The sequence below is a fragment of the Streptomyces sp. NPDC054813 genome (assembly GCF_053611365.1).
The window spans coordinates 310,886-330,534 of the sequence record NZ_JBSHAF010000005.1; the positions used below are offsets into that span (position 1 = coordinate 310,886).

A 19,649-nucleotide genomic window follows, 5' to 3' on the forward strand; every position below is an offset into this window, starting at 1 on the left:
GGTCTCTCTCATCTGTTTTTTCTCTTTTTTTGTGTGTTTTTGGGCGCCCCGGTGCGGGGGGGGGGGGGCGGGCCCCCCCTTCGTCCGGGGCCCCCCCCCGCGCTCGTGTCGTCCTACGTCCGCCGCCCTACGCCTCGCGGACCCGCAACGCCCGCTCCAGGTCGTCGAGTTCGTCGGTCAGCCGGCGGCGCAGGGCCGTCACCGGGTCGGCGTCGCGCAGACAGGCCCGGCCCAGGGCGAGGTTCTCGGCGTCGACGGCGTGGGTGGGGAAGGCCTCCCGGCCGGCGGCGACCGCGATGGCGGGGCCGCGCCGGGCGGCGACGGCGGCCGCGTCCCCGTAGTACCGCGGCACGTACTCCCGGACCAGGTCGGCCTGTTCGGGGTGCCAGAAGCCCTGGGCGGTGGCGGTGAACAGGTAGTTGGACAGGTCGTCCGTGGTGAACATCGCCTCCCAGGCCCTGCGCTTGGCCTCCGGGTCGGGCAATGCGGCCCGGCAGCGGGCGGCGCCCTCCTGGCCGCTGGCGCTGGGGTCGCGGGCCAGTTCGGCGGCGATCTGCGCCTCGTCGGTGGCGCCGAGGACGGCGAGCCGGCCCAGGATGCGCCAGCGCAGCTCGGGGTCGAGCTCGGGGCCGCCCGGCACGGTGCCCTCGGCGAGCCAGGCGGCGATGGTTTCGGGGTGGGCGGCCGCGCGGACGAAGTGCCGTACGGCGATCAGGCGCAGGCCGGGGTTGTCGCCGTCCTCGGTGCGCCGGATGAAGTCGCGGCACAGGGCGGAGACGGTGGCGAGGGCGGCCGGGCGGTCCTCGGGCCTGAGGTACCGGTCGACGACCTGGACCGCGGTGAAGGCCAGCACGCCCTGGACGAGGGCGAGGTCGGTCTCGCGCGGGAGATGGGCGCGGGCGGTCTCCAGGTAGTCGGCGGCCGGGAGTTCGCCGTCGCGGACCGCGTCCCGCAGGGCGTTCCACACCACCGCGCGGGTGAGCGGGTCGGGCAGGCCCGACAGGGCGGCGCGGACGGTCCTGGCGGACTCGGCGTCGAAGCGGATCTTGGCGTAGGTCAGGTCGCCGTCGTTGAGCAGAACCAGCGCGGGGCGCTTGCCGAGGGCCTGCGGGGCGCTCTGCGGGACGTCGAGGTCGATGCGCTCGCGCAGGGTCAGCCGGCCCTCGTCGGCGAGGTCCCGGTCGTAGACGCCGACGCAGACGCGGTGCGGGCGGCTGCCGGTGCGCTCGACGGTCAGGGTGCGGGTGCCGTCGGGGGTGGTGGCGAGGACCGGGGTGAGGGTGTCGACGCCGGTGGTGCGCAGCCAGGCGTCGGCCCAGGCGTGCACGTCGCGTTCGGTGGCGGCGGCGAGGGAGTCGATGAAGTCGGCGAGGGTGGCGTTGCCGAACCGGTGCCGCCGGAAGTGGATGTTGATGCCGGCGAGGAAGTCCTTCTCGCCCATCCAGGCGACCAGCTGGCGCAGCGCGGAGGCGCCCTTGGCGTAGGAGATGCCGTCGAAGTTGAGCAGGGCGGCTGCGGTGTCGTCGACGGCCTCGGGGGCGACCGGGTGGGTGGAGGGGCGCTGGTCGGCGTCGTAGCCCCAGGCCTTGCGGGACACGCCGAAGTCGACCCAGGTGTCGATGAAGCGGGTGGCCTCGGTAAGGGTCTGGTAGCCCATGTACTCGGCGAACGACTCGTTCAGCCAGATGTCGTCCCACCACTTCAGGGTGACGAGGTCGCCGAACCACATGTGGGCCATCTCGTGGGCGATGACCATCGCGCGGGTCTGCCGCTCGGTGTCGGTGACGGCGGAGCGGTAGACGAACTCGTCGCGGAAGGTGACCAGGCCGGGGTTCTCCATGGCGCCGGCGTTGAACTCGGGGACGAACGCCTGGTCGTAGGAGTCGAAGGGGTACGGTTCCTCGAACTTCTCGTGGTAGCGGTCGTAGCACGCGCGCGTGATGTCGAGGATCTCCTCGGCGTCGGCGTCCAGGTGCGGCGCGAGCGAGCGACGGCAGTGGATGCCGAAGGGCAGGCCGCGGTGCTCGGTGCGCACCGAGTGCCAGGGGCCGGCGGCGACGGCGACCAGGTAGGTGGAGATCAGCGGGGTGGCGGCGGCCCGCCAGCGGCCCTCGCCGAGGCGCTCGGGGACCCCGTTGGCGAGCACGGTCCAGTCCTCGGGGGCCTTGACGGACAGCTCGAAGACGGCCTTCAGGTCGGGCTGGTCGAAGGCGGCGAAGACGCGCTGCACGTCGTCCAGGAAGAGCTGCGTGTAGACGTACGTCTCGTCGTCCGTGGGGTCGGTGAAGCGGTGCATGCCCTCGCCGGTGCGGGAGTAGCGCATCGTGGCGTCGACGCGCAGCTCGTGCTCCCCGGCGGTGAGGTTCTTCAGGGGCAGCCGGTCCTGGTCCAGCGCCCCGGGGTCGAGGGGCTGTCCGTCGAGGCTGACGGCGCGCAGTTCGACGGGCTTCATCTCGACGAAGGTGTCGCCGTCGGATCGGGCCGTGAACCTGATCACGGTTCGGGAGTCGAAGGTCTCGTCCCCGGTGGTCAGGTCGAGGTCGATCGTGTAGCGGTGGACGTCGAGGAGCTCGGCGCGGCTCTGCGCTTCGTCGCGAGTCAGTACGGACATGCGGGCCATGCTGCCCGATGACACCGACAACGCACAGGGGTGGGGGTGGTACGCGGCTTATGTCCGACCCTTGGCCGCGCGACGGGACGGGACGGCGCTGGTGGACGCGGTACGGCCGGCGGCGGCCCGGCAGTTGCACACCCGTTCGAGTGCCGGGTCACCGCCGGCGGACCGGCGGGGCCGGGGCGCTCGTCGGGGCGTACGGCCGGGTCAGTGCGCGTCCGCGGTCCGGTCGCCGACGGTGTCCTCGGCGATGGACTCGTGGTGTCTGATCACCTCGGCGATGATGAAGTTCAGGAACTTCTCGGCGAAGGCGGGGTCGAGCTTGGCGCTCTCGGCGAGGGCGCGCAGCCGGGCGATCTGGCGGGCCTCGCGGGCCGGGTCGGCCGGGGGCAGCCGGTGGACCGCCTTGAGGCGGCCGACCTGCTGGGTGGCCTTGAAGCGTTCGGCGAGCATGTGGACGACGGCCGCGTCGATGTTGTCGATACTGTCGCGCAGCCGGCCGAGCTCGGCGCGGACGGCGGGGTCGACGTCACCGGTACCGGTGTTGCTGGTGGTCATGGGCGTCAACCCTAAGGGGACTACCGCGCGATCGCTAAGGGCCTTCACCGAGGCCGTCCTCGCCGAGGCCGTCGTTCCAGTCGTCCGGGACGGCGCGGCTCTGCTGGGCGCGGAAGCGCACGGGGGCCATGCCGACGCGGCGGGTGAACAAGCGGGAGAAGTAGGCGGGGTCGTCGTAGCCGACGCGGCGGGCGACGGCGGCCACGGACAGTTCGGTGGTGGCGAGGAGTTCCTGGGCGCGGCCGAGCCGGATGCCGATCAGGTAGTCCTTGGGGCTGCACCCGGCGATCCGGCGGACGGCGGTACGCAGCTCGGCCGGGGTCATGCCGTGCCGGGCCGCGTGGTCGGCGACGGACATGCCGGTGCAGGCGTCCCGGGCGAGCGCCTGCAGCACCGGGTCCCCGTCGGGGGCGAGGTCGGCACGCGCGCGACGCAGGGCGACCAGGAGCTCGTGCACGGCGGCGCCGGTCTCGACCTCCAGGAGGGGGTTTCCGTGGCGGGCGGCCCGGGCGATGCGGGCGATGACGTCCCGGGGTCCGGCGGCGTCCGCGAGGGGCACCACGGGCCGCTCGGGCTCGATGTAGCCGAGTTCCGTGTAGGTCGCGGTGTCGGGCCCGGTGAAGGTCACGAAGCCCTCGTCCCAGCCGCTGTCCGGGTCGGGCCCGTAGTGGTGCGGGACGCCCGGTGTCAGCCACACCAGCGCGGGCGCGGTCACCGTCGTACGGCGCCCGTCGGGTGCGCGGTACCAGCCCCGGCCGGAGCTGATCACCACGGCGACGTGCCCGTCGAGCACGCGCGGGCCGACGGCGGGCACCGCGCCGTACTGGAGGCCGACGCCCTGGCAGACCAGGCCGAGACGGTGCTGGACGGGGCCGGGTGTGAAGAACCGCATCCAGGTGTGGAAGACGGGCGCCCCTCCCGGCACTGCGCGCTCCTTCTTCTCGGCTCTTCAGTCCAACTGCTGCCGATCTTTGTCCATGGTCTCGGCGCCCACCAGGGGTCCAAGGTGAGCCTATGAGCGACTTCACGGTGGGCGAAACGGATTTCCTGCTCGACGGCCGCCCGGTGCGACTGCTGTCCGGCGCGCTGCACTACTTCCGGGTGCACGAGGAGCAGTGGGACCACAGGCTGGCGCTGCTGCGCGCCATGGGGCTGAACTGCGTGGAGACCTACGTCCCGTGGAACCTGCACGAACCGCGCCCGGGCTCCTTCCAGGACGTCCAGGCCCTCGGCCGCTTCCTGGACGCGGCGCGGGACGCGGGCCTGTGGGCGATCGTGCGCCCGGGGCCGTACATCTGCGCGGAGTGGGAGAACGGCGGTCTGCCGCACTGGGTGACGGGCGAGCTGGGTGCCCGGGCACGCACGCGTGACGAGCGTTTCCTCCAGTATGTGGACCGCTGGTTCAACCGGCTGCTGTCCGAGGTCGTGCCCCGGCAGCTGGACCGGGGCGGCCCGGTGATCATGGTCCAGGTCGAGAACGAGTACGGCAGCTATGGCTCCGACGCCGACTACCTGGCGCATCTCACCGGCCTGCTGCGCGCGGAGGGCGTCACGGTGCCGCTGTTCACCTCGGACGGCCCCGAGGACCACATGCTCACCGGCGGCTCGGTCCCCGGGCTGCTCGCGACGGTGAACTTCGGCTCCCACGCGCGCGTGGCCTTCGAGACGCTGCGCCGGCACCGGCCGCGGGGCCCGCTGATGTGCATGGAGTTCTGGTGCGGCTGGTTCGACCACTGGGGCGGCGAGCACGTCGTACGGGACGCGGAGGACGCGACGGCGGCGCTCCGGGAGATCCTCGGCTGCGGGGCCTCCGTGAACGTCTACATGGCGCACGGCGGCACCAACTTCGCCGGCTGGGCGGGCGCCAACCGGCCCGGCGGCGAGCTGCACGAGGGCCCGCTGGAGCCGGACGTCACGTCGTACGACTACGACGCGCCGATCGACGAGTACGGCCGCCCCACGGAGAAGTTCTGGCGATTCCGGGAGGTGCTGACCGAGTACCACGCCGAGCCGCTGCCCGAACCGCCGCCCGCCCCGGCCGCGTTGCCTTCGGCGACGGACGTGGCGATCACCGGCTGGGCGCCCCTGGCCGGCGTCCTGGAAGCGCTCGGCGGCCCGGAACGCGTGCACGCCGTCCCGCCCACCTTCGAGGAGCTGGGCATCGGCCGGGGTCTGGTCCGCTACGAGGCGGACGTGCCGGGACCCCGCCAGCCGTATCCGCTCACCGCGCGGGGGCTGCGCGATCTGGCGGTCGTGTACGTCGACGGGGAGCGGGCCGGCGTGCTCACCGAGGAGGAACCCCAGCTCAAGAAGGCGATCGCCGGCCCCGCGCGCGTGGAGCTCTGGGTGGAGTCCCTGGGCCGCGTCAACTACGGCCCCCGCTCGGGCGAGACGAAGGGCATCACCGGCGGCCTCCTGCACGAACGCCAGTTCCTGCACGGGATACGCGCGCGGGGCCTGGATCTGGACGCGTTCGAGGAGGGCGTGAGTGCGGTGTCTTTCGGTCCGCTTCCGGCGGACGGCGCGCCGGGCTTGTACCGGGGGACGGTCATGGTTCGCGGTGCGGGAGACGCGCGCGTGGAACTCCCCGGCTGGACCCGGGGCTTCGTCTGGATCAACGGCTTCAACCTGGGCCGCTACTGGTCGGCGGGTCCGCAGGCGTCGCTGTACGTGCCGGGCCCGGTCCTGAGGGAGGGCACGAACGAGGTCTGGATCTTGGAACTCCAGGAAACAGATCAACGAACAGTGCGGCTGTCGCCCCTCTAGGGGCGCGGGGCTGTATCGATTTGCGGCTGCCGCCGCGTGGGCGCGACAAGCCCCCGCGAACCCGCAGGCACCGAACAGCCTTCCGCCCCCGATTTTCGTCCATCCCCCCCGCATACTGAGAAAGACAGCTCCGGCGACGTCGGTGGGGGTAAGGGACGTGGCAAACGGCGGCCCGGTAGAACACGGCTACCCGCACCTGGACACCGTGCGGGCCGCCATCACGGCGTTGTACCGGCGCCTGTCGTACGACACCGTCCAGACCTTCGCCACCAGCGTGCTCCCCGCCGACGTCGCGTTCTGCGACACCGACGACCTCCACCTCGGCGCCCAGCGGGTCGCCCACGAGATGGTCCGGCACTTCCGGCTGCCGGACGCCAGGATGATCATCGGCTTCCGGGAGATGACCCACGCGGCGAACGTCGAACTCACCGCGGGCCCGGAGTACTTCATCGAGCTGAACGACCGTTTCCGCACCCACCGCAGGGACATCGGCGCGGCCCTCGCCCACGAGGTGATGCACGTCTATCTGCACCGGCTGGACCTGTCCTTCCCGAGCACCTCGGCGAACGAGATCCTCACGGACACGGCGACCACCTACCTGGGCGCGGGCTGGCTGCTGCTCGACGCCTACCGGGAGCACGGGGAGGCGTCCCAGAAGCTCGGCTATCTCACCCCGGAGGAGTTCGGCTACGTCCTGGCGAAGCGAGCCCTGGTCTTCCATGAGGACCCGTCCGTCTGGTTCACCAGCCCGCAGGCCTACACGGCGTACGAGAAGGGCATGGCGCGGGCCCGCCAGGACGAGGAGCAGCCGCCGCTGACCGCGGCGGGCTGGGCGGGTCGCCGCCGCTACGCCCGGGACCGCCGGCACGCCCCCGCGGCCCCCGCCCCGCACTCCGGTACCCCCTACACCTTCACGCCCGACGGCGGCGGTCAGTTGCGGGTCTCGTTCCCGTGCCCCACCTGCCACCAGCGGATCAGGGTGCCGGTCCGGGGCCGGGTCCGGGCCCGGTGCTCGCTGTGCCGGACGGTGCTGGAGTGCGACACGTAGGGCCTGTCTGACAATTCCCGCCTGCCTCACGACGCCATGCACGCCCTCTCGCCGCACCGGGCGCAGACCCAAGTACGTCCAACCCGCCGGTCAGGCTCCGTACACCGCCCCCGGCGCCGTCGCCTCGGCCAGCAGCTTCAGTGCCGTCTCCCCCGCCTCGGCCGGGCTCCGGCGGGCGCCCTTGTCGGCGGTCGGCCCCGCTCGCCAGCCCTCCATGACGGTGATCCGGCCGCCCTCGGTCTCGAACACCCGCCCGGTGACTCCGGCGCTGGCGGCGGAGCCCAGCCAGACCACGAGCGGGGAGACGTTCTCGGGCGCCATGGCGTCGAACCCGGAGCCGGGGGCGGCCATGGTCGCGGCGAAGGCGCGCTCGGTCATCCGGGTGCGGGCTGCCGGGGCGACGGCGTTGACCTGGACGCCGTAGCGGGCCAGTTCGGCTGCCGCGACCAGGGTGAGGCCGACGATGCCGGCCTTGGCGGCGCTGTAGTTGCCCTGCCCGACCGAGCCCAGCAGTCCGGCTCCGCTGCTGGTGTTGACGATCCGGGCCACCGGGGTGCGGCCCGCCTTGGCCTCGGCCCGCCAGTGTGCGGCCGCGTGCCGCAGCGGCAGGAAGTGCCCCTTGAGGTGCACCCGCATGACCGCGTCCCAGTCGTCCTCGCCGAGGTTGACGAGCATGCGGTCGCGCAGGAAGCCGGCGTTGTTGACGAGGGTGTCGAGCCGTCCGTAGGTCTCCACGGCCGTCCCGATCAGCGAGGCGGCGCCGGCGGTGGTCGCGATGTCACCGCCGTGCGCGACCGCCTCGCCGCCGGCCGCGCGGATCTCGTCCACGACGGCCCCGGCGGGACTGTCCGGGCCCGGCACGCCGTCGAGGCCGACACCGAGGTCGTTGACGACGACCCGGGCGCCCTCGGCGGCGAAGGCCAGCGCGTGGGCCCGGCCGAGCCCGCGCCCGGCGCCGGTGACGACCACGACCCGGCCCGCGCAGATTCCGCTCATCTCAGTCCTCCTGGTCGGACGGCTTGTTGGCAGTTGCGGCATCGAGAAAGGGGGGCCGTTCCCCGCCGCCGTGCACGAGCAGGCTCGCCCCGCTGATGTAGGCGGCCGCGTCGGAGGCGAGGAAGACGGCGGCGGCGCCGATGTCGGACGGGGCGGCGAGGCGGCCCAGCGGGACGGTGCGGGAGACGGCGTCGACGCCGTCCTGGCCGCCGTAGTGCAGGTGGGCCAGCTCGGTGCGGACCATGCCGACGACCAGCGTGTTGACCCGGACCTCCGGCGCCCACTCCACCGCCATGGACCGGGCGAGGCTCTCCAGTCCCGCCTTGGCCGCGCCGTAGGCGGCCGAGCCCGGCGAGGGGCGGCCGCCGCTGACACTGCCGATCATCACCACCGCTCCCCGGGCCCGCCGCAGGTGCTCGTAGGCGGCGAGGGAGGCGGTCAGCGGGGTGAGGAGGTTCAGCTCGATCACCCTGGCGTGCCGCTCGGCATCCGCTTCGGCGAGCCGCCGGTAGGGGGTGCCGCCCGCGTTGTTGACGAGCACGTCGACCCGGGGCAGGGCGTCGAAGAAGGCGCGCACGGCAGGCGGGTCGCGCAGGTCGAGGGGGGTGAACTCGACGCCGTCGAGGGGTTGTCCGGGCGGTCGGCGGGCACAGGTCAGAACGTGTGCGCCGGCCTCGGCGAAGGCCCGGGCGATCCCGGCGCCCACACCCCGGGTACCGCCGGTGACCACGACGGTCCGGCCGTGCATCGAGTCGTCCACAGGGCCTCGGGCCAGGTTTTCCACAGGGCCTCCCGCTTGCTCGCACCGGCTGCTAGCTTCGAAGCCTCACACCTAACAAATGTTTGGTGGAAAGGTAGCTGAGTGCGAAGGTAGCTGATGCGTCCATGAGTGTCTCCACCTCGTTTCCGGAAAAGGGCGTCGCGCTGGTCACCGTCGATCACCCGCCGGTGAACGCGCTGCCGGTGCGCGGCTGGTTCGCGCTGGCGGACGCGGTGCGCGCGGCGGGCCGCGAGCCCGAAACCCGGTGCGTGGTGCTGACGGCACAGGGCCGCGGTTTCAACGCGGGCGTGGACATCAAGGAGATACAGGCGGACGGGAACGAGGCGCTGCTCGGCGCCAACCGGGCCTGCGCGGAGGCGTTCGCGGCGGTGTACGAGTGCGAGACCCCGGTGGTGGCGGCCGTGCACGGATTCTGTCTGGGCGGCGGGATAGGCCTGGTGGGCAACGCGGACGCGATCGTGGCGAGCGAGGACGCCGTCTTCGGGCTGCCCGAGCTGGACCGGGGCGCGCTGGGCGCGGCCACGCATCTGGCCCGGCTGGTCCCGCCGCATCTGATGCGGACGCTCTACTACACCTCGCGCACGGCGACCGCGGCCCAGCTGCACGCGCACGGCTCGGTGTGGCGGGTGGTGCCGCGCGGGGAGCTGTTCTCCGCGGCACTGGAGCTGGCGCGGGAGATAGCCGCCAAGGACGGCCGGCTGCTGCGCCTGGCCAAGGCCGCCATCAACGGCATCGACCCGGTCGACGTGCGGCGCAGCTACCGCCTGGAACAGGGCTTCACCTTCGAGGCCGCCCTCAGCGGGGTGGCCGACCGGGTCCGTGACACCTTCGGGAAGGAGGGTGCGGGGAGTGACTGACAAGACGATGACCGCGGACGAGGCCGTCGCACGGCTGAGCAGCGGCATGACCCTGGGCATCGGCGGCTGGGGTTCCCGACGCAAGCCGATGTGTCTGGTCAGGGCCGTGCTCCGGAGCGGCATCGACGACCTCACCCTGGTCTCCTACGGCGGCCCGGACGTCGGGATGCTGGTCGCGGCCGGCCGGGTGCGCAGGCTGGTGACGCCCTTCGTCACCCTCGACTCCATCCCGCTGGAACCGCACTACCGGGCGGCGCGCGAGCGCGGGGCCTTCGAGCTGACGGAGGTCGACGAGGGCATGTTCATGTGGGGCCTGCACGCGGCCGCGAACCGGCTGCCCTTCCTGCCGGTGCGCGCGGGGCTCGCCTCGGACGTCATGCGGGTCAACCCCGGCCTGCGGACGGTGACGTCGCCGTACGACGACGGGGAGACGTTCGTGGCGATGCCCGCCCTGCGCCTGGACGCGGCCCTGGTCCACGTCAACCGCGCCGACCGGCTGGGCAACGGACAGTATCTGGGCCCGGACCCGTACTTCGACGACCTGTTCTGCGAGGCGGCGGACACGGCCTATGTCTCCTGCGAACAGATCGTGGACACGGCCGAGTTGACGAAGGCGGCGGCCGCGCAGTCGCTGCTGGTCAAGCGGCTGCACGTGACGGGGGTCGTGGAGGCACCGGGCGGTGCGCACTTCACCTCCTGCGCGCCCGACCACGGGCGGGACGAGGACTTCCAGCGGCTGTACGCGAGGACCCCGTGGACGGAGTTCTCCGAGCGGTTCCTGGCCGGGGACGAGCAGGCCTACCGCTCCGCGGTGCGGAACTGGCAGGAGGAGCAGGGCTGATGGACGTGCTGCGCGCCGACTACTGCGTCATCGCCTGCGCCGAGGCCTGGCGCGGCTCCGGTGAGATCCTGGCGAGCCCGATGGGCCTGATCCCCTCCCTGGGCGCCCGGCTGGCCCGGCTCACCTTCGCCCCTGACCTGCTGCTGACCGACGGCGAGGCCCTGCTGGTCCGCCCGGACGGCACCCCCGAGGGCTGGCTGCCCTACCGGCAGCACCTCACCCTGGTGGCCGGTGGCCGTCGGCACGTGATGATGGGCGCGAGCCAGCTCGACCGGTACGGCAACCAGAACATCTCGGCCATCGGTGACTGGTCGCGGCCCCGCCGCCAGCTGCTCGGGGTGCGCGGAGCGCCCCTGAACACACTGAACAACCCGACGAGTTACTGGGTCCCGAAGCACTCCCGGCGGGTGTTCGTGGCGAAGGTCGACATGGTGTGCGGGGTGGGGTACGACCGGGTGGCCGAGCACCCGGGCACGGAACGCTTCCACCGCATCCCGAGGGTGGTCACCGATCTGGGCGTCTTCGACTTCGAGACGCCGGACCGCTCGATGCGGCTGGCCGCACTGCATCCGGGGGTGAGCGCCGGCCAGGTGCGGGAGGCCACGGACTTCGAGCTCACCGTCCCGGACGAGGTGCCGTACACCCGCGAACCCGGCCCGGAGGAGCTGCGGCTGATCCGTGAGGTGCTGGATCCCGGCGGCGCGCGGACGAAGGAGGTCGCGGGCTGATGGAGACCGCGCTCACCCGGCTGGTCGGGGTCCGGCATCCGATCGTGCAGACGGGGATGGGCTGGGTGGCGGGCCCCCGCCTGGTCTCCGCGACGGCCAACGCCGGGGCTCTCGGCATCCTGGCCTCCGCCACGATGACCCTCGACCAGCTGCGTGCCGCGATAGCCGAGGTGCGGTGCCGTACGGACGCCCCGTTCGGGGTGAATCTGCGGGCGGACGCGGCCGACGCCGGCGACCGGGTCCGGTTGATCGTCGACGGGGGTGTGCGGGTGGCGTCGTTCGCGCTCGCCCCCTCCCCCGAGCTGATCGCCGAGCTGAAGGGGGCGGGCGTGGTGGTGATCCCCTCGGTCGGGGCGCGGCGGCATGCCGAGAAGGTCGCGGCCTGGGGTGCGGACGCGGTGATCGTGCAGGGCGGTGAGGGCGGCGGGCACACCGGTGAGGTGGCGACGAGCGTGCTGCTGCCGCAGGTGGTGGACGCGGTACGGATACCGGTGGTGGCCGCCGGGGGCTTCTTCGACGGCCGGGGGCTGGTGGCGGCGCTGGCCTACGGGGCGGCGGGAGTGGGGATGGGGACCCGTTTCCTGCTCACCTCGGACTCGACGGTGCCGGACGCGGTGAAGGCGAGATATCTGGCGGCGACGGTCAGGGACGTCACGGTGACCAGGGCGGTGGACGGGCTGCCGCACCGGATGCTGCGCACCCCGCTGGTCGACTCCCTGGAGAACACCGGCCGGACGCGGCGGCTGCTGCGGGCCGTGCGCCATGCGGCCGCCTTCCGCAGGCTCTCCGGCCTCACCTGGCCGCAGATGGCCCGCGACGGCCTCGCCCTCCGGCACGGCAAGACCCTGTCCTGGAGTCAGCTGCTGCTCGCCGCCAACACCCCGATGCTGCTCCGGTCGGCGATGGTGGACGGCCGCACGGACCTCGGGGTGATGGCCTCCGGACAGGTCGCCGGCGTGATCGACGACCTGCCGTCGTGCGCGGAGCTGGTGGCCCGCGTCGTGAAGGAGGCCGAGGAGGTGCTTCAGGGGCTGGAGCGGCTCAGAGCCGTTCGATGATCGTCACGTTGGCCTGGCCGCCGCCCTCGCACATGGTTTGGAGGCCGAAGCGGCCCTCGGTGCGCTCCAGTTCGTGCAGGAGGGTGGTCATCAGCTTGACCCCGGTGGCGCCGAGCGGGTGGCCGAGGGCGATCGCGCCGCCGTTGACGTTGACCTTGGCGGGGTCGGCGCCGGTCTCCTTGAGCCAGGCGAGGACGACCGGGGCGAAGGCCTCGTTGATCTCGACGAGGTCGATGGCGTCGATGGTGAGGCCGGTCTTCTTCAGGGCGTGCGCGGTGGCCGGGATCGGGGCGGAGAGCATCCGGATGGGGTCCTCGCCGCGGACGGAGAGGTGGTGGACGCGGGCGCGGGGGCACAACCCGTGTTCGCGGACCGCCCGTTCGGAGGCGAGCAGCATCGCGGCGGCGCCGTCGGAGACCTGGGAGGAACAGGCGGCGGTGATGGTGCCGCCGTCGACGACCGGCTTCAGGGCGGCCATCTTCTCCAGGGAGGTGTCCCGGCGTGGGCCCTCGTCCACGGCGGCCGGGCCGTAGGGCACGGTCTCGCGCTCGAAGCGGCCCTCGTCGATGGCGCGCAGCGCCCTGCGGTGGGAGTTCAGGGCGAACTCCTCCTGGTCCCGGCGGCTGATGCCCCACTTGGCGGCGATCATCTCGGCGCCGGCGAACTGGTTGACGGGCTGCCGGCCGTACCGGGCGCGCCAGCCGTCGCTGCCCACGAAGGGGCCCTCGGTCAGCCCCAGCGGCTCGGCGGCCTGCCGGGAGGCGAAGGCGATCGGGATCTGGGACATGTTCTGGACGCCGCCCGCGACCACCAGGTCCTGGGTGCCGGAGAGCACGGCCTGCGCGGCGAAGTGCACGGCCTGCTGGGAGGAGCCGCACTGCCGGTCGACGGTCACGCCCGGCACCTCCTCGGGCAGTCCGGCCGCCAGCCAGGCGGTCCGGGCGATGTCACCGGCCTGCGGTCCGACCGCGTCGAGGCAGCCGAAGACGACGTCCTCGACGGCCGCCGGGTCGATGCCCGACCGCCGGACCAGGGCGGTCAGCACATGGGCGCCCAGATCGGCCGGGTGGACCCCGCTCAGTCCGCCCCCGCGCCGCCCGACGGGCGTACGCACCGCTTCGACTATGTAGGCCTCGGCCATGTCAGCAACTCCCTCGACAGAAAGGGGTTTTCAGCAAATGGGTGAGCTATTCACGGACGGCGATCCCGTCCAGCACCATCGACAGGTACTGCCGGGCGATCTCCTCCGGGCTGTGCTGTCCGCCGGGCCGGTACCAGGAGGCGGCGACCCACACGGTGTCGCGCACGAACCGGTAGGTGAGCCGGACGTCGAGGTCGGCGCGGAAGACGTGCGCGGCGACCCCGTGCTCCAGCGTGGACAGCCATGCCTTCTCGAACTTGCGCTGCGACTCGGCGAGGAAGGCGAACCTCTCCTGCACGACCAGTTGCTTGCTCTCCTTCTGGTAGATCGCCACGGCGGCACGGTGCCGGTCGATCTCCCGGAAGGACTCGGTGACCAGGGCTTCGAGGGTCTCGCGGGGACCGAGCCCGGCGTCCAGGACGGTGTCGTAGCCGCCCCAGAGCTCGTCGAGGAAGGTCCGCAGGATCTCCTCCAGCATCGATTCCTTGGAGTCGAAGTGGTAGTAGAGGCTGCCCGCGAGCATGCCCGCGTGGTCCGCGATCTTGCGTACGGTGGTGGCGTTGTAGCCCTGCTCGGCGAAGACCTCGGCGGCGGTTTCGAGGAGTTCGCGGCGTCGAGCCGGAGCGGCGGCTGCCGCGCGCCTGCTCGCGGCGGTCACCTGGGGCTTCTTCTTGGTCGGCACGGGTCCATTGTCGGCGCTCCGGTGGTCAGGGATGCTGACTGCTGACGGAGACGACCTCTCCGGTGAGGTACGAGGAGTAGCCGGACGCCAGGAAGACGATCGCGTTGGCCACCTCCCAGGGCTCGGCGTACCGCCCGAAGGCCTCGCGCGCGGTCAGCTCCGCCAGCAGTTCGGCGGAGGTCACCTTCACCAGGTGCGGATGCATGGCAAGGCTGGGCGCCACGGCGTTGACCCGCACCCCGTACTCGGCCGCCTCGATGGCCGCGCACCGGGTGAGCGCCATCACCCCGGCCTTGGCGGCGGCGTAGTGCGCCTGTCCGGCCTGGGCACGCCAGCCGACGACGGAGGAGTTGTTGACGACGACCCCGCCCCGTCCGCTCTCGCGGAAGAGCCGCAGGGCGGCGCGCAGGCACCGGAAGGTGCCGTTGAGAGTGACGTCCAGGACCCGCGCCCACTGCTCGTCGTCCATGTCGACCAGGGCCGAAGTCCCGCCCAGGCCAGCGTTGTTGACGACGATGTCCAGCCGCCCGTGGTCCCGTACGGCGGCGTCGAACAGGGCCCGCACCTGCGTCTCGTCGGTCACGTCACAGGGCACCGCGGTCACGGATCCCGGATGCGCACCCGCCAGCTCGGCCTCGTACTCCTTCAGCCGGCGCGCGTGCGCGTCGCTGATCAGCACGCGCGCGCCCTCCTCCAGGAAGCGGCGCGCGGTGGCACCGCCGATCCCCGCCCCGGCCGCGGCGGTCACGACGGCGGTGCGCCCCTCCAGCAGCCCGTGCCCGGGCACGTACTCCGGACTCTCGACGCCTGTCATAGGCCCACGCTAACCTACCAAACACTTGTTAGGGAAGGACGGTGACGGCGACCGTGGACCTGACCCACACCCCGGCCGACGAGGAGTTCCGCGCCGAGGCCCGCGCCTGGCTGGCGGAGCATGTACCCGACCCCCCGCTCCCCTCCCTGGAGACCGCGGAGGGCTTCGCGGCACATCGCGCGTGGGAGGCCGAACTGGCCGCGGACCGCTGGTCGGTGGTGTCCTGGCCCGAGCGGTACGGCGGCCGGGACGCGGGGCTGATCCGCTGGCTGGTCTTCGAGGAGGAGTACCACGCGGCGGGCGCGCCGGGCCGGGTCGGCCAGAACGGCGTCAGCCTGCTCGCCCCGACTCTCTTCGACCACGGCACGGAGGAACAACGCGCGCGGGTGCTGCCGCCGATGGCCACCGGCGAGGTGGTCTGGGCGCAGGCCTGGTCCGAGCCCGGGGCCGGTTCCGACCTGGCCTCCCTCACCTCCAAGGCGGTGCGGACGGACGGCGGCTGGCTGCTCGTCGGCCAGAAGACCTGGTCGTCACGGGCCGCGTTCGCCGACCGCGCCTTCGGCCTGTTCCGCAGCGATCCGGACACACCCAAGCCGCATCAGGGGCTCACCTACCTGATGTTCGACCTACGCGCCCCGGGGGTCACGGTCCGCCCGATCGGCCGCCTCGACGGCAAGCCGGCCTTCGCGGAACTCTTCCTGGACGAGGTGTTCGTCCCCGACGAGGACGTGATCGGCGAACCGGGCCAGGGCTGGCGGACAGCGATGTCGACGGCGGCCAACGAGCGGGGTCTGACGCTGCGGTCACCGGGCCGGTTCCTGGCCGCCGCCGACCGGTTGCTGCACCTGTGGCGGGCGCGGGGCGCCCCCGAGTCCGCCGCGGGCCGGGTGGCCGACGCCGTCATCGGCGCCCGCGCCTACCAGCTCTTCACCTACGCCGCCGCCTCCCGCTTCCTGGACGGCGAGCCGCTCGGCCCCGAGTCCAGCCTGAACAAGGTGTTCTGGTCCGAGCTGGACCTGGCGCTGCACGAGACGGCTCTCGATCTGCTGGGCACGGAGGGCGAGTTGGCGGACACCTCGTGGTCCGAGGGATACGTCTTCGCCCTCGCCGGGCCCATCTACGCGGGCACCAACGAGATCCAGCGCGACATCATCGCCGAGCGCCTGCTCGGCCTGCCGAAGGGACGCCGCTGACATGCGTTTCCGCCTCGACACCGAGCAGCGTGACTTCGCGGACTCCCTGCGGGCACTGCTGACGGCAGCGGACACACCGGCGGTGATACGGGAGTGGAGCCGCGGGGAGCACACGAGCGGGCGGGCCCTGTGGGGGCGTATCGGCGCGGCCGGGGTGTTCGGTCTCGCGGTGCCCGAGGAGCACGGAGGGGAAGGGCGCCGGGCCGTCGAACTCGCTCTCGCGTTCGTGGAGTTGGGGCGGTATGCGGTGCCCGGGCCGCTGGTGGAGACGGTGGCCGCGGCGGTGCTGCTCGGTGAGAGCCCGGATCTCGCCAAGCGGTTCCTGCCGGGGATCGCCTCGGGAGAGACCCTGGCGACGGTGACGCTCGCCGAGCACGGGTACGGGTACGCACTGGACGGGGACGCGGCGGATGTGCGGCTCGCCGCGACGCCGGAGGGCTTGCGGCTGTCCCCCGGCGCCGGTGCGGTCCGCCGGTCCCTGGACCCCGCGCGCCGGCTCACCCCGCTCGCCCCGGTCGGCGAGCTGATCAGCGCGGAGCCGGCGTGGGCAGGTGCGCTGACCTGGGCGCGGCTGGCGGTGGCCGCGCAGGCGCTGGGGGCCGGGCTGGCACTGCTCGACAGCACGGTGGCGTATGTGAAGCAGCGAAGTCAGTTCGGGGTGCCCGTCGGCTCGTTCCAGGCGGTCAAGCACCGGCTGGCCGATGTGAAGATCGCGCTGGAGTTCGCCCGGCCGGTGGTCTTCGGGGCGGCGGTGACGATGACTGCGTCGGATGTGGCCGCGGCGAAGCTCAGCGCGTGCGAGGCGGCGTACCTCAGCTCGCGGGCCGCGCTGCAACTGCATGGGGCGATCGGCTACACGGCGGAGTACGACCTGTCGTTGTGGGTGACCAAGGCGCAGGCGTTGCGGGCGGCTTGGGGGACGCCGGAGGAGTGCGGACGGGTGGTTCTCGATCGTCCTCAGCCGCGGGCCGGTGGGGGCTGATCGCGCCCACGCGGCGGTAGCCGCATTTCCGATACAGCCCCGCGCCCCTTTCGGGGCGCTCCACTCACGGCGCTCAGTGGTGATCGCCGCTCGTGAGCTCCCGGTACTCCTCCTGCGTCGGCTTCGGGATGTGGGTGTCCGGGCCGAACATGCCCTTCGCCAGGCTCGCGCGTACCCGCTGGACGGCCGTGACCTTTCGGCGTACCCCGTTCGCGTCCTCCAGCGGGCCGACCTCGTACGGCGGGTTCTGTTCGTGCTGGGTGAGGACGAACAGGCTGCCCTGGCTGAGGGGTTCGTGGACCTCGATGTACTCGCCGTGCGGAAGCATCTTGATGAGGCCGGTCTCCCTGCCGTGCAGCACCTTGTCGCGGTCCCGTCGCTGCAGGCCGAGGCAGATCCGCTTGGTGGTGATGAAGGCGAGAACGGGGACGACGAAGACGGAGATCCGCACGAACCAGGTGATCGAGTTGATGGAGAGGTGGAGATGGGTGGCCACGATGTCGTTGCCGCCGCCGATCAACAGGACGCAGTAGATGCTGAGCCAGGCCACGCCGAGAGCGGTGCGGACGGGGACGTTGCGCGGGCGGTCGAGGATGTGGTGCTCGCGCTTGTCGCCGGTGATCCAGGCCTCGACGAACGGATAGACACCGATGGCCACGAGGAAGAGCGGGAAGAGCGAGAAGGGGATGAGGACACCGAGCGCCAGGGTGTGGCCCCAGGCGTTGATCTCCCAGCCGGGCATCACGCGGATCAGGCCCTCGGAGAAGCCGAGGTACCAGTCGGGCTGGGCGCCGGTGGTCACCAGGTCCGGGCGGTACGGCCCGAAGGCCCACACCGGGTTGATGGTGGCGATGGCGCCGATGATCGCGAGGATGCCGAAGGTGAGGAAGAAGAAGCCGCCGGCCTTGGCCATGTAGACCGGCAGGAAGGGCATGCCGACGACGCTCTTCTGGTCGCGTCCGGGCCCGGGGTACTGGGTGTGCTTGTGGTAGAAGACCAGGATCAGGTGGACCACCACCAGCCCCAGCATGATCCCGGGAAGCAGCAGGACGTGGATCGGGAAGAACCGGGAGATGATGTCGTGGCCCGGGAACTCCCCGCCGAACAGGAACATCGAGATGTACGACCCGACGATCGGGATCGACAGGATCGCGCCGTCGGCGAACCGGACGCCGGTGCCGGAGAGCAGGTCGTCGGGGAGCGAGTAGCCGGTCAGGCCGGTGAGGATGGCGAGGAACAGCAGGGTCCAGCCGAACAGCCAGTTGACCTCGCGCGGCTTGCGGAAGGCGCCGGTGAAGAACACCCGCATCATGTGGACGAACATCCCGGCGACGAAGACCAGCGCCGCCCAGTGGTGGATCTGCCGGATCAGCAGTCCGCCGCGTACGTCGAAGCTGATGTGCAGCGTCGACTCGTACGCCTTGGTCATGATGATGCCGTTCATCGGCCCGTAGGAGCCGTGGTAGACGACCTCGGCGCCACTGGGCTCGAAGAAGAGCGTGAGGTAGATGCCCGTGAGGATCAGGATGAGGAAGCTGTAGAGGCAGACCTCGCCCAGCATGAAGGACCAGTGGTCCGGGAACACCTTGCGCATGTTGGCCTTGGCCAGGCCGTATATCCCGAGGCGCCCGTCGGCCCAGTCCGCGAGCTTCTCACCCTTGCCCGGCGGGTTCTCCCTGCCCGCCGAAGTCCCCACCCGTACCGAGCCGTTCACCGTTCGTGCCGCGTCGTCCATACGTCGCGTCGCCTCCCCGCCGGATCACCCCTCAGGGTGGCACGACAGGACCCCGACAGCCAACGGTGCGACGTAAAGTCGGTCGGCTCAGTCGGCCCGTACGATGCCCGCCGCCCGCGCCGCCGCCAGCCACTGCGGGAACTCGCCGACGAGACGGTCGTACAGCCGTCCGTCCGGCATCTTCATCGGGTCCGAACCGGCGTGGAAGAAGCCCGCGTTGTCCACCGCCCGCCTGCCCGGCACCGCCAGTTCGTCGAGCTTGCGCAGGAAGTCGAACTGTTTGCTGTGCGGGTCGCCGAAGCCGACGAACTGCCAGAACAGCGGCAGCCTGGCCGCCTTGCACAGATAGCGTTCGGCGGCGAGCTTGTTGATCGGGCCGCCGTCGGTCTGGAAGACGACCAGGGCGGGCGCGGTGGCACCGCTGTCGAGGTAGTGGTCGATGACGGCGTCCATGGCCAGGTGGTAGCTGGTCTTTCCCATGTGTCCGAGCCCGGCCGCGATCTTCTCGATACGGCCCTCGTGCTCGGCGAGTTCGATGTCGGTGACCGCGTCGATGTCGGTGGAGAAGAAGACGACGGGGACCCGGCCGTCGTCGTCCAGGTGCGCGGAGAGGCCCAGCACCCGGTCGGCGAGGGCCTGCACACTGCCGTCGGCGTAGTACGGCTTCATGGAACCGGAGTAGTCGACGACCAGGTAGACGGCGGCCCGGAGTCCGTCGAGTCCGTGCTTGGTGAGGGAGATCCCGGCGGAGCGGTAGGAACCGACGAGCGCGGGCGCGGCCTGCTCCATCTTGCTGAGACTGATCGCGGCCATCCCTGTTCCCCCTGATTCCCCCCGGTTCACGGTCAGGAGGCC

At 72.0% G+C, this 19,649-nt stretch carries 18 protein-coding genes; 8 read left to right on the plus strand and 10 right to left on the minus strand.

Annotated features, from left to right (window positions below; translation table 11 throughout):
* Nucleotides 1-127: 127 nt before the first annotated feature.
* The 3 genes from pepN to ACWGJB_RS12340 form a co-directional block, all read right to left on the minus strand.
* Entirely contained in the window at nucleotides 128-2,611 is a 2,484-nt protein-coding gene (gene pepN / locus ACWGJB_RS12330; protein WP_453380118.1) for an aminopeptidase N, read from the minus strand.
* 210 nt (nucleotides 2,612-2,821) lie between these two features.
* Nucleotides 2,822-3,172, minus strand: a complete 351-nt coding sequence (locus tag ACWGJB_RS12335; protein ID WP_453380119.1) for a chorismate mutase — start codon at nucleotides 3,170-3,172, stop codon at nucleotides 2,822-2,824.
* A 34-nt stretch (nucleotides 3,173-3,206) separates the two neighbouring features.
* A complete protein-coding gene (locus tag ACWGJB_RS12340) occupies nucleotides 3,207-4,064 on the minus strand; it encodes a helix-turn-helix domain-containing protein (RefSeq protein ID WP_453380284.1) in 858 nt (285 codons plus the stop codon).
* A 122-nt stretch (nucleotides 4,065-4,186) separates the two neighbouring features.
* On the opposite strand from ACWGJB_RS12340, the gene ACWGJB_RS12345 reads away from it, so the two are divergent.
* Both ACWGJB_RS12345 and ACWGJB_RS12350 read left to right on the plus strand, forming a co-directional pair.
* Entirely contained in the window at nucleotides 4,187-5,938 is a 1,752-nt protein-coding gene (locus ACWGJB_RS12345; protein WP_453380120.1) for a glycoside hydrolase family 35 protein, read from the plus strand.
* A gap of 157 nt (nucleotides 5,939-6,095) precedes the next feature.
* Nucleotides 6,096-6,986 (plus strand): hypothetical protein, encoded by an 891-nt coding sequence (locus ACWGJB_RS12350; RefSeq protein ID WP_453380121.1) that lies wholly within the window; start codon nucleotides 6,096-6,098, stop codon nucleotides 6,984-6,986.
* Nucleotides 6,987-7,076: 90 nt separating this feature from the next.
* On the opposite strand, the gene ACWGJB_RS12355 is transcribed toward ACWGJB_RS12350, so the two are convergent.
* A complete protein-coding gene (locus tag ACWGJB_RS12355; RefSeq protein WP_453380122.1) occupies nucleotides 7,077-7,982 on the minus strand; it encodes an SDR family oxidoreductase in 906 nt (301 codons plus the stop codon).
* A 1-nt stretch (nucleotide 7,983) separates the two neighbouring features.
* On the minus strand, nucleotides 7,984-8,730 hold the full coding sequence (locus ACWGJB_RS12360) for an SDR family oxidoreductase (RefSeq protein WP_453380285.1): 747 nt from the start codon (nucleotides 8,728-8,730) through the stop codon (nucleotides 7,984-7,986).
* Nucleotides 8,731-8,867: 137 nt separating this feature from the next.
* Between ACWGJB_RS12360 and ACWGJB_RS12365 the strand changes: the two genes are divergently transcribed.
* The 4 genes from ACWGJB_RS12365 to ACWGJB_RS12380 are packed head-to-tail and all read left to right on the plus strand — an operon-like array spanning nucleotide 8,868 to nucleotide 12,247.
* Complete coding sequence (locus ACWGJB_RS12365) at nucleotides 8,868-9,620, plus strand: enoyl-CoA hydratase family protein (protein ID WP_453380123.1); 753 nt, start codon at nucleotides 8,868-8,870, stop codon at nucleotides 9,618-9,620.
* The gene (locus ACWGJB_RS12370) at nucleotides 9,613-10,461 is read left to right on the plus strand and encodes a CoA transferase subunit A (protein WP_453380124.1); all 849 of its coding nucleotides are present in this window, start codon (nucleotides 9,613-9,615) and stop codon (nucleotides 10,459-10,461) included. Before ACWGJB_RS12365 ends, ACWGJB_RS12370 begins: the two co-directional genes overlap by 8 nt.
* Nucleotides 10,461-11,189 (plus strand): CoA-transferase subunit beta, encoded by a 729-nt coding sequence (locus tag ACWGJB_RS12375; RefSeq protein ID WP_453380125.1) that lies wholly within the window; start codon nucleotides 10,461-10,463, stop codon nucleotides 11,187-11,189. The genes ACWGJB_RS12370 and ACWGJB_RS12375 overlap by 1 nt, the downstream gene beginning before the upstream one ends.
* Nucleotides 11,189-12,247: an NAD(P)H-dependent flavin oxidoreductase gene (locus ACWGJB_RS12380; protein ID WP_453380126.1), complete on the plus strand. Its 1,059-nt coding sequence runs from the start codon at nucleotides 11,189-11,191 to the stop codon at nucleotides 12,245-12,247. The genes ACWGJB_RS12375 and ACWGJB_RS12380 overlap by 1 nt, the downstream gene beginning before the upstream one ends.
* Here the strand turns inward: ACWGJB_RS12380 and ACWGJB_RS12385 are convergent.
* Genes ACWGJB_RS12385 through ACWGJB_RS12395 form a run of 3 tightly spaced genes read right to left on the minus strand, consistent with a single transcriptional unit; the run spans nucleotide 12,231 to nucleotide 14,884 of the window.
* Nucleotides 12,231-13,388 (minus strand): acetyl-CoA C-acetyltransferase, encoded by a 1,158-nt coding sequence (locus ACWGJB_RS12385; protein WP_453380127.1) that lies wholly within the window; start codon nucleotides 13,386-13,388, stop codon nucleotides 12,231-12,233. The genes ACWGJB_RS12380 and ACWGJB_RS12385 overlap by 17 nt on opposite strands.
* A gap of 46 nt (nucleotides 13,389-13,434) precedes the next feature.
* Nucleotides 13,435-14,070, minus strand: a complete 636-nt coding sequence (locus ACWGJB_RS12390) for a TetR/AcrR family transcriptional regulator (RefSeq protein WP_453380128.1) — start codon at nucleotides 14,068-14,070, stop codon at nucleotides 13,435-13,437.
* 25 nt (nucleotides 14,071-14,095) lie between these two features.
* A complete protein-coding gene (locus tag ACWGJB_RS12395; protein WP_453380129.1) occupies nucleotides 14,096-14,884 on the minus strand; it encodes an SDR family oxidoreductase in 789 nt (262 codons plus the stop codon).
* A 53-nt stretch (nucleotides 14,885-14,937) separates the two neighbouring features.
* Here ACWGJB_RS12395 and ACWGJB_RS12400 point away from each other — a divergent pair, with 53 nt between their 5' ends.
* Together ACWGJB_RS12400 and ACWGJB_RS12405 are read left to right on the plus strand one after the other, a co-directional pair.
* On the plus strand, nucleotides 14,938-16,077 hold the full coding sequence (locus ACWGJB_RS12400) for an acyl-CoA dehydrogenase family protein (RefSeq protein ID WP_453380286.1): 1,140 nt from the start codon (nucleotides 14,938-14,940) through the stop codon (nucleotides 16,075-16,077).
* 1 nt (nucleotide 16,078) lies between these two features.
* The gene (locus ACWGJB_RS12405) at nucleotides 16,079-17,059 is read left to right on the plus strand and encodes an acyl-CoA dehydrogenase family protein (RefSeq protein ID WP_453380130.1); all 981 of its coding nucleotides are present in this window, start codon (nucleotides 16,079-16,081) and stop codon (nucleotides 17,057-17,059) included.
* A gap of 73 nt (nucleotides 17,060-17,132) precedes the next feature.
* Here ACWGJB_RS12405 and qcrB read toward each other — a convergent pair whose 3' ends face one another.
* Entirely contained in the window at nucleotides 17,133-18,794 is a 1,662-nt protein-coding gene (qcrB, locus tag ACWGJB_RS12410) for a cytochrome bc1 complex cytochrome b subunit (protein ID WP_453380131.1), read from the minus strand.
* Between the two features lie 87 nt (nucleotides 18,795-18,881).
* The gene (locus tag ACWGJB_RS12415) at nucleotides 18,882-19,607 is read right to left on the minus strand and encodes a vWA domain-containing protein (RefSeq protein ID WP_453380132.1); all 726 of its coding nucleotides are present in this window, start codon (nucleotides 19,605-19,607) and stop codon (nucleotides 18,882-18,884) included.
* Between the last annotated feature and the right edge of the window lie 42 nt (nucleotides 19,608-19,649).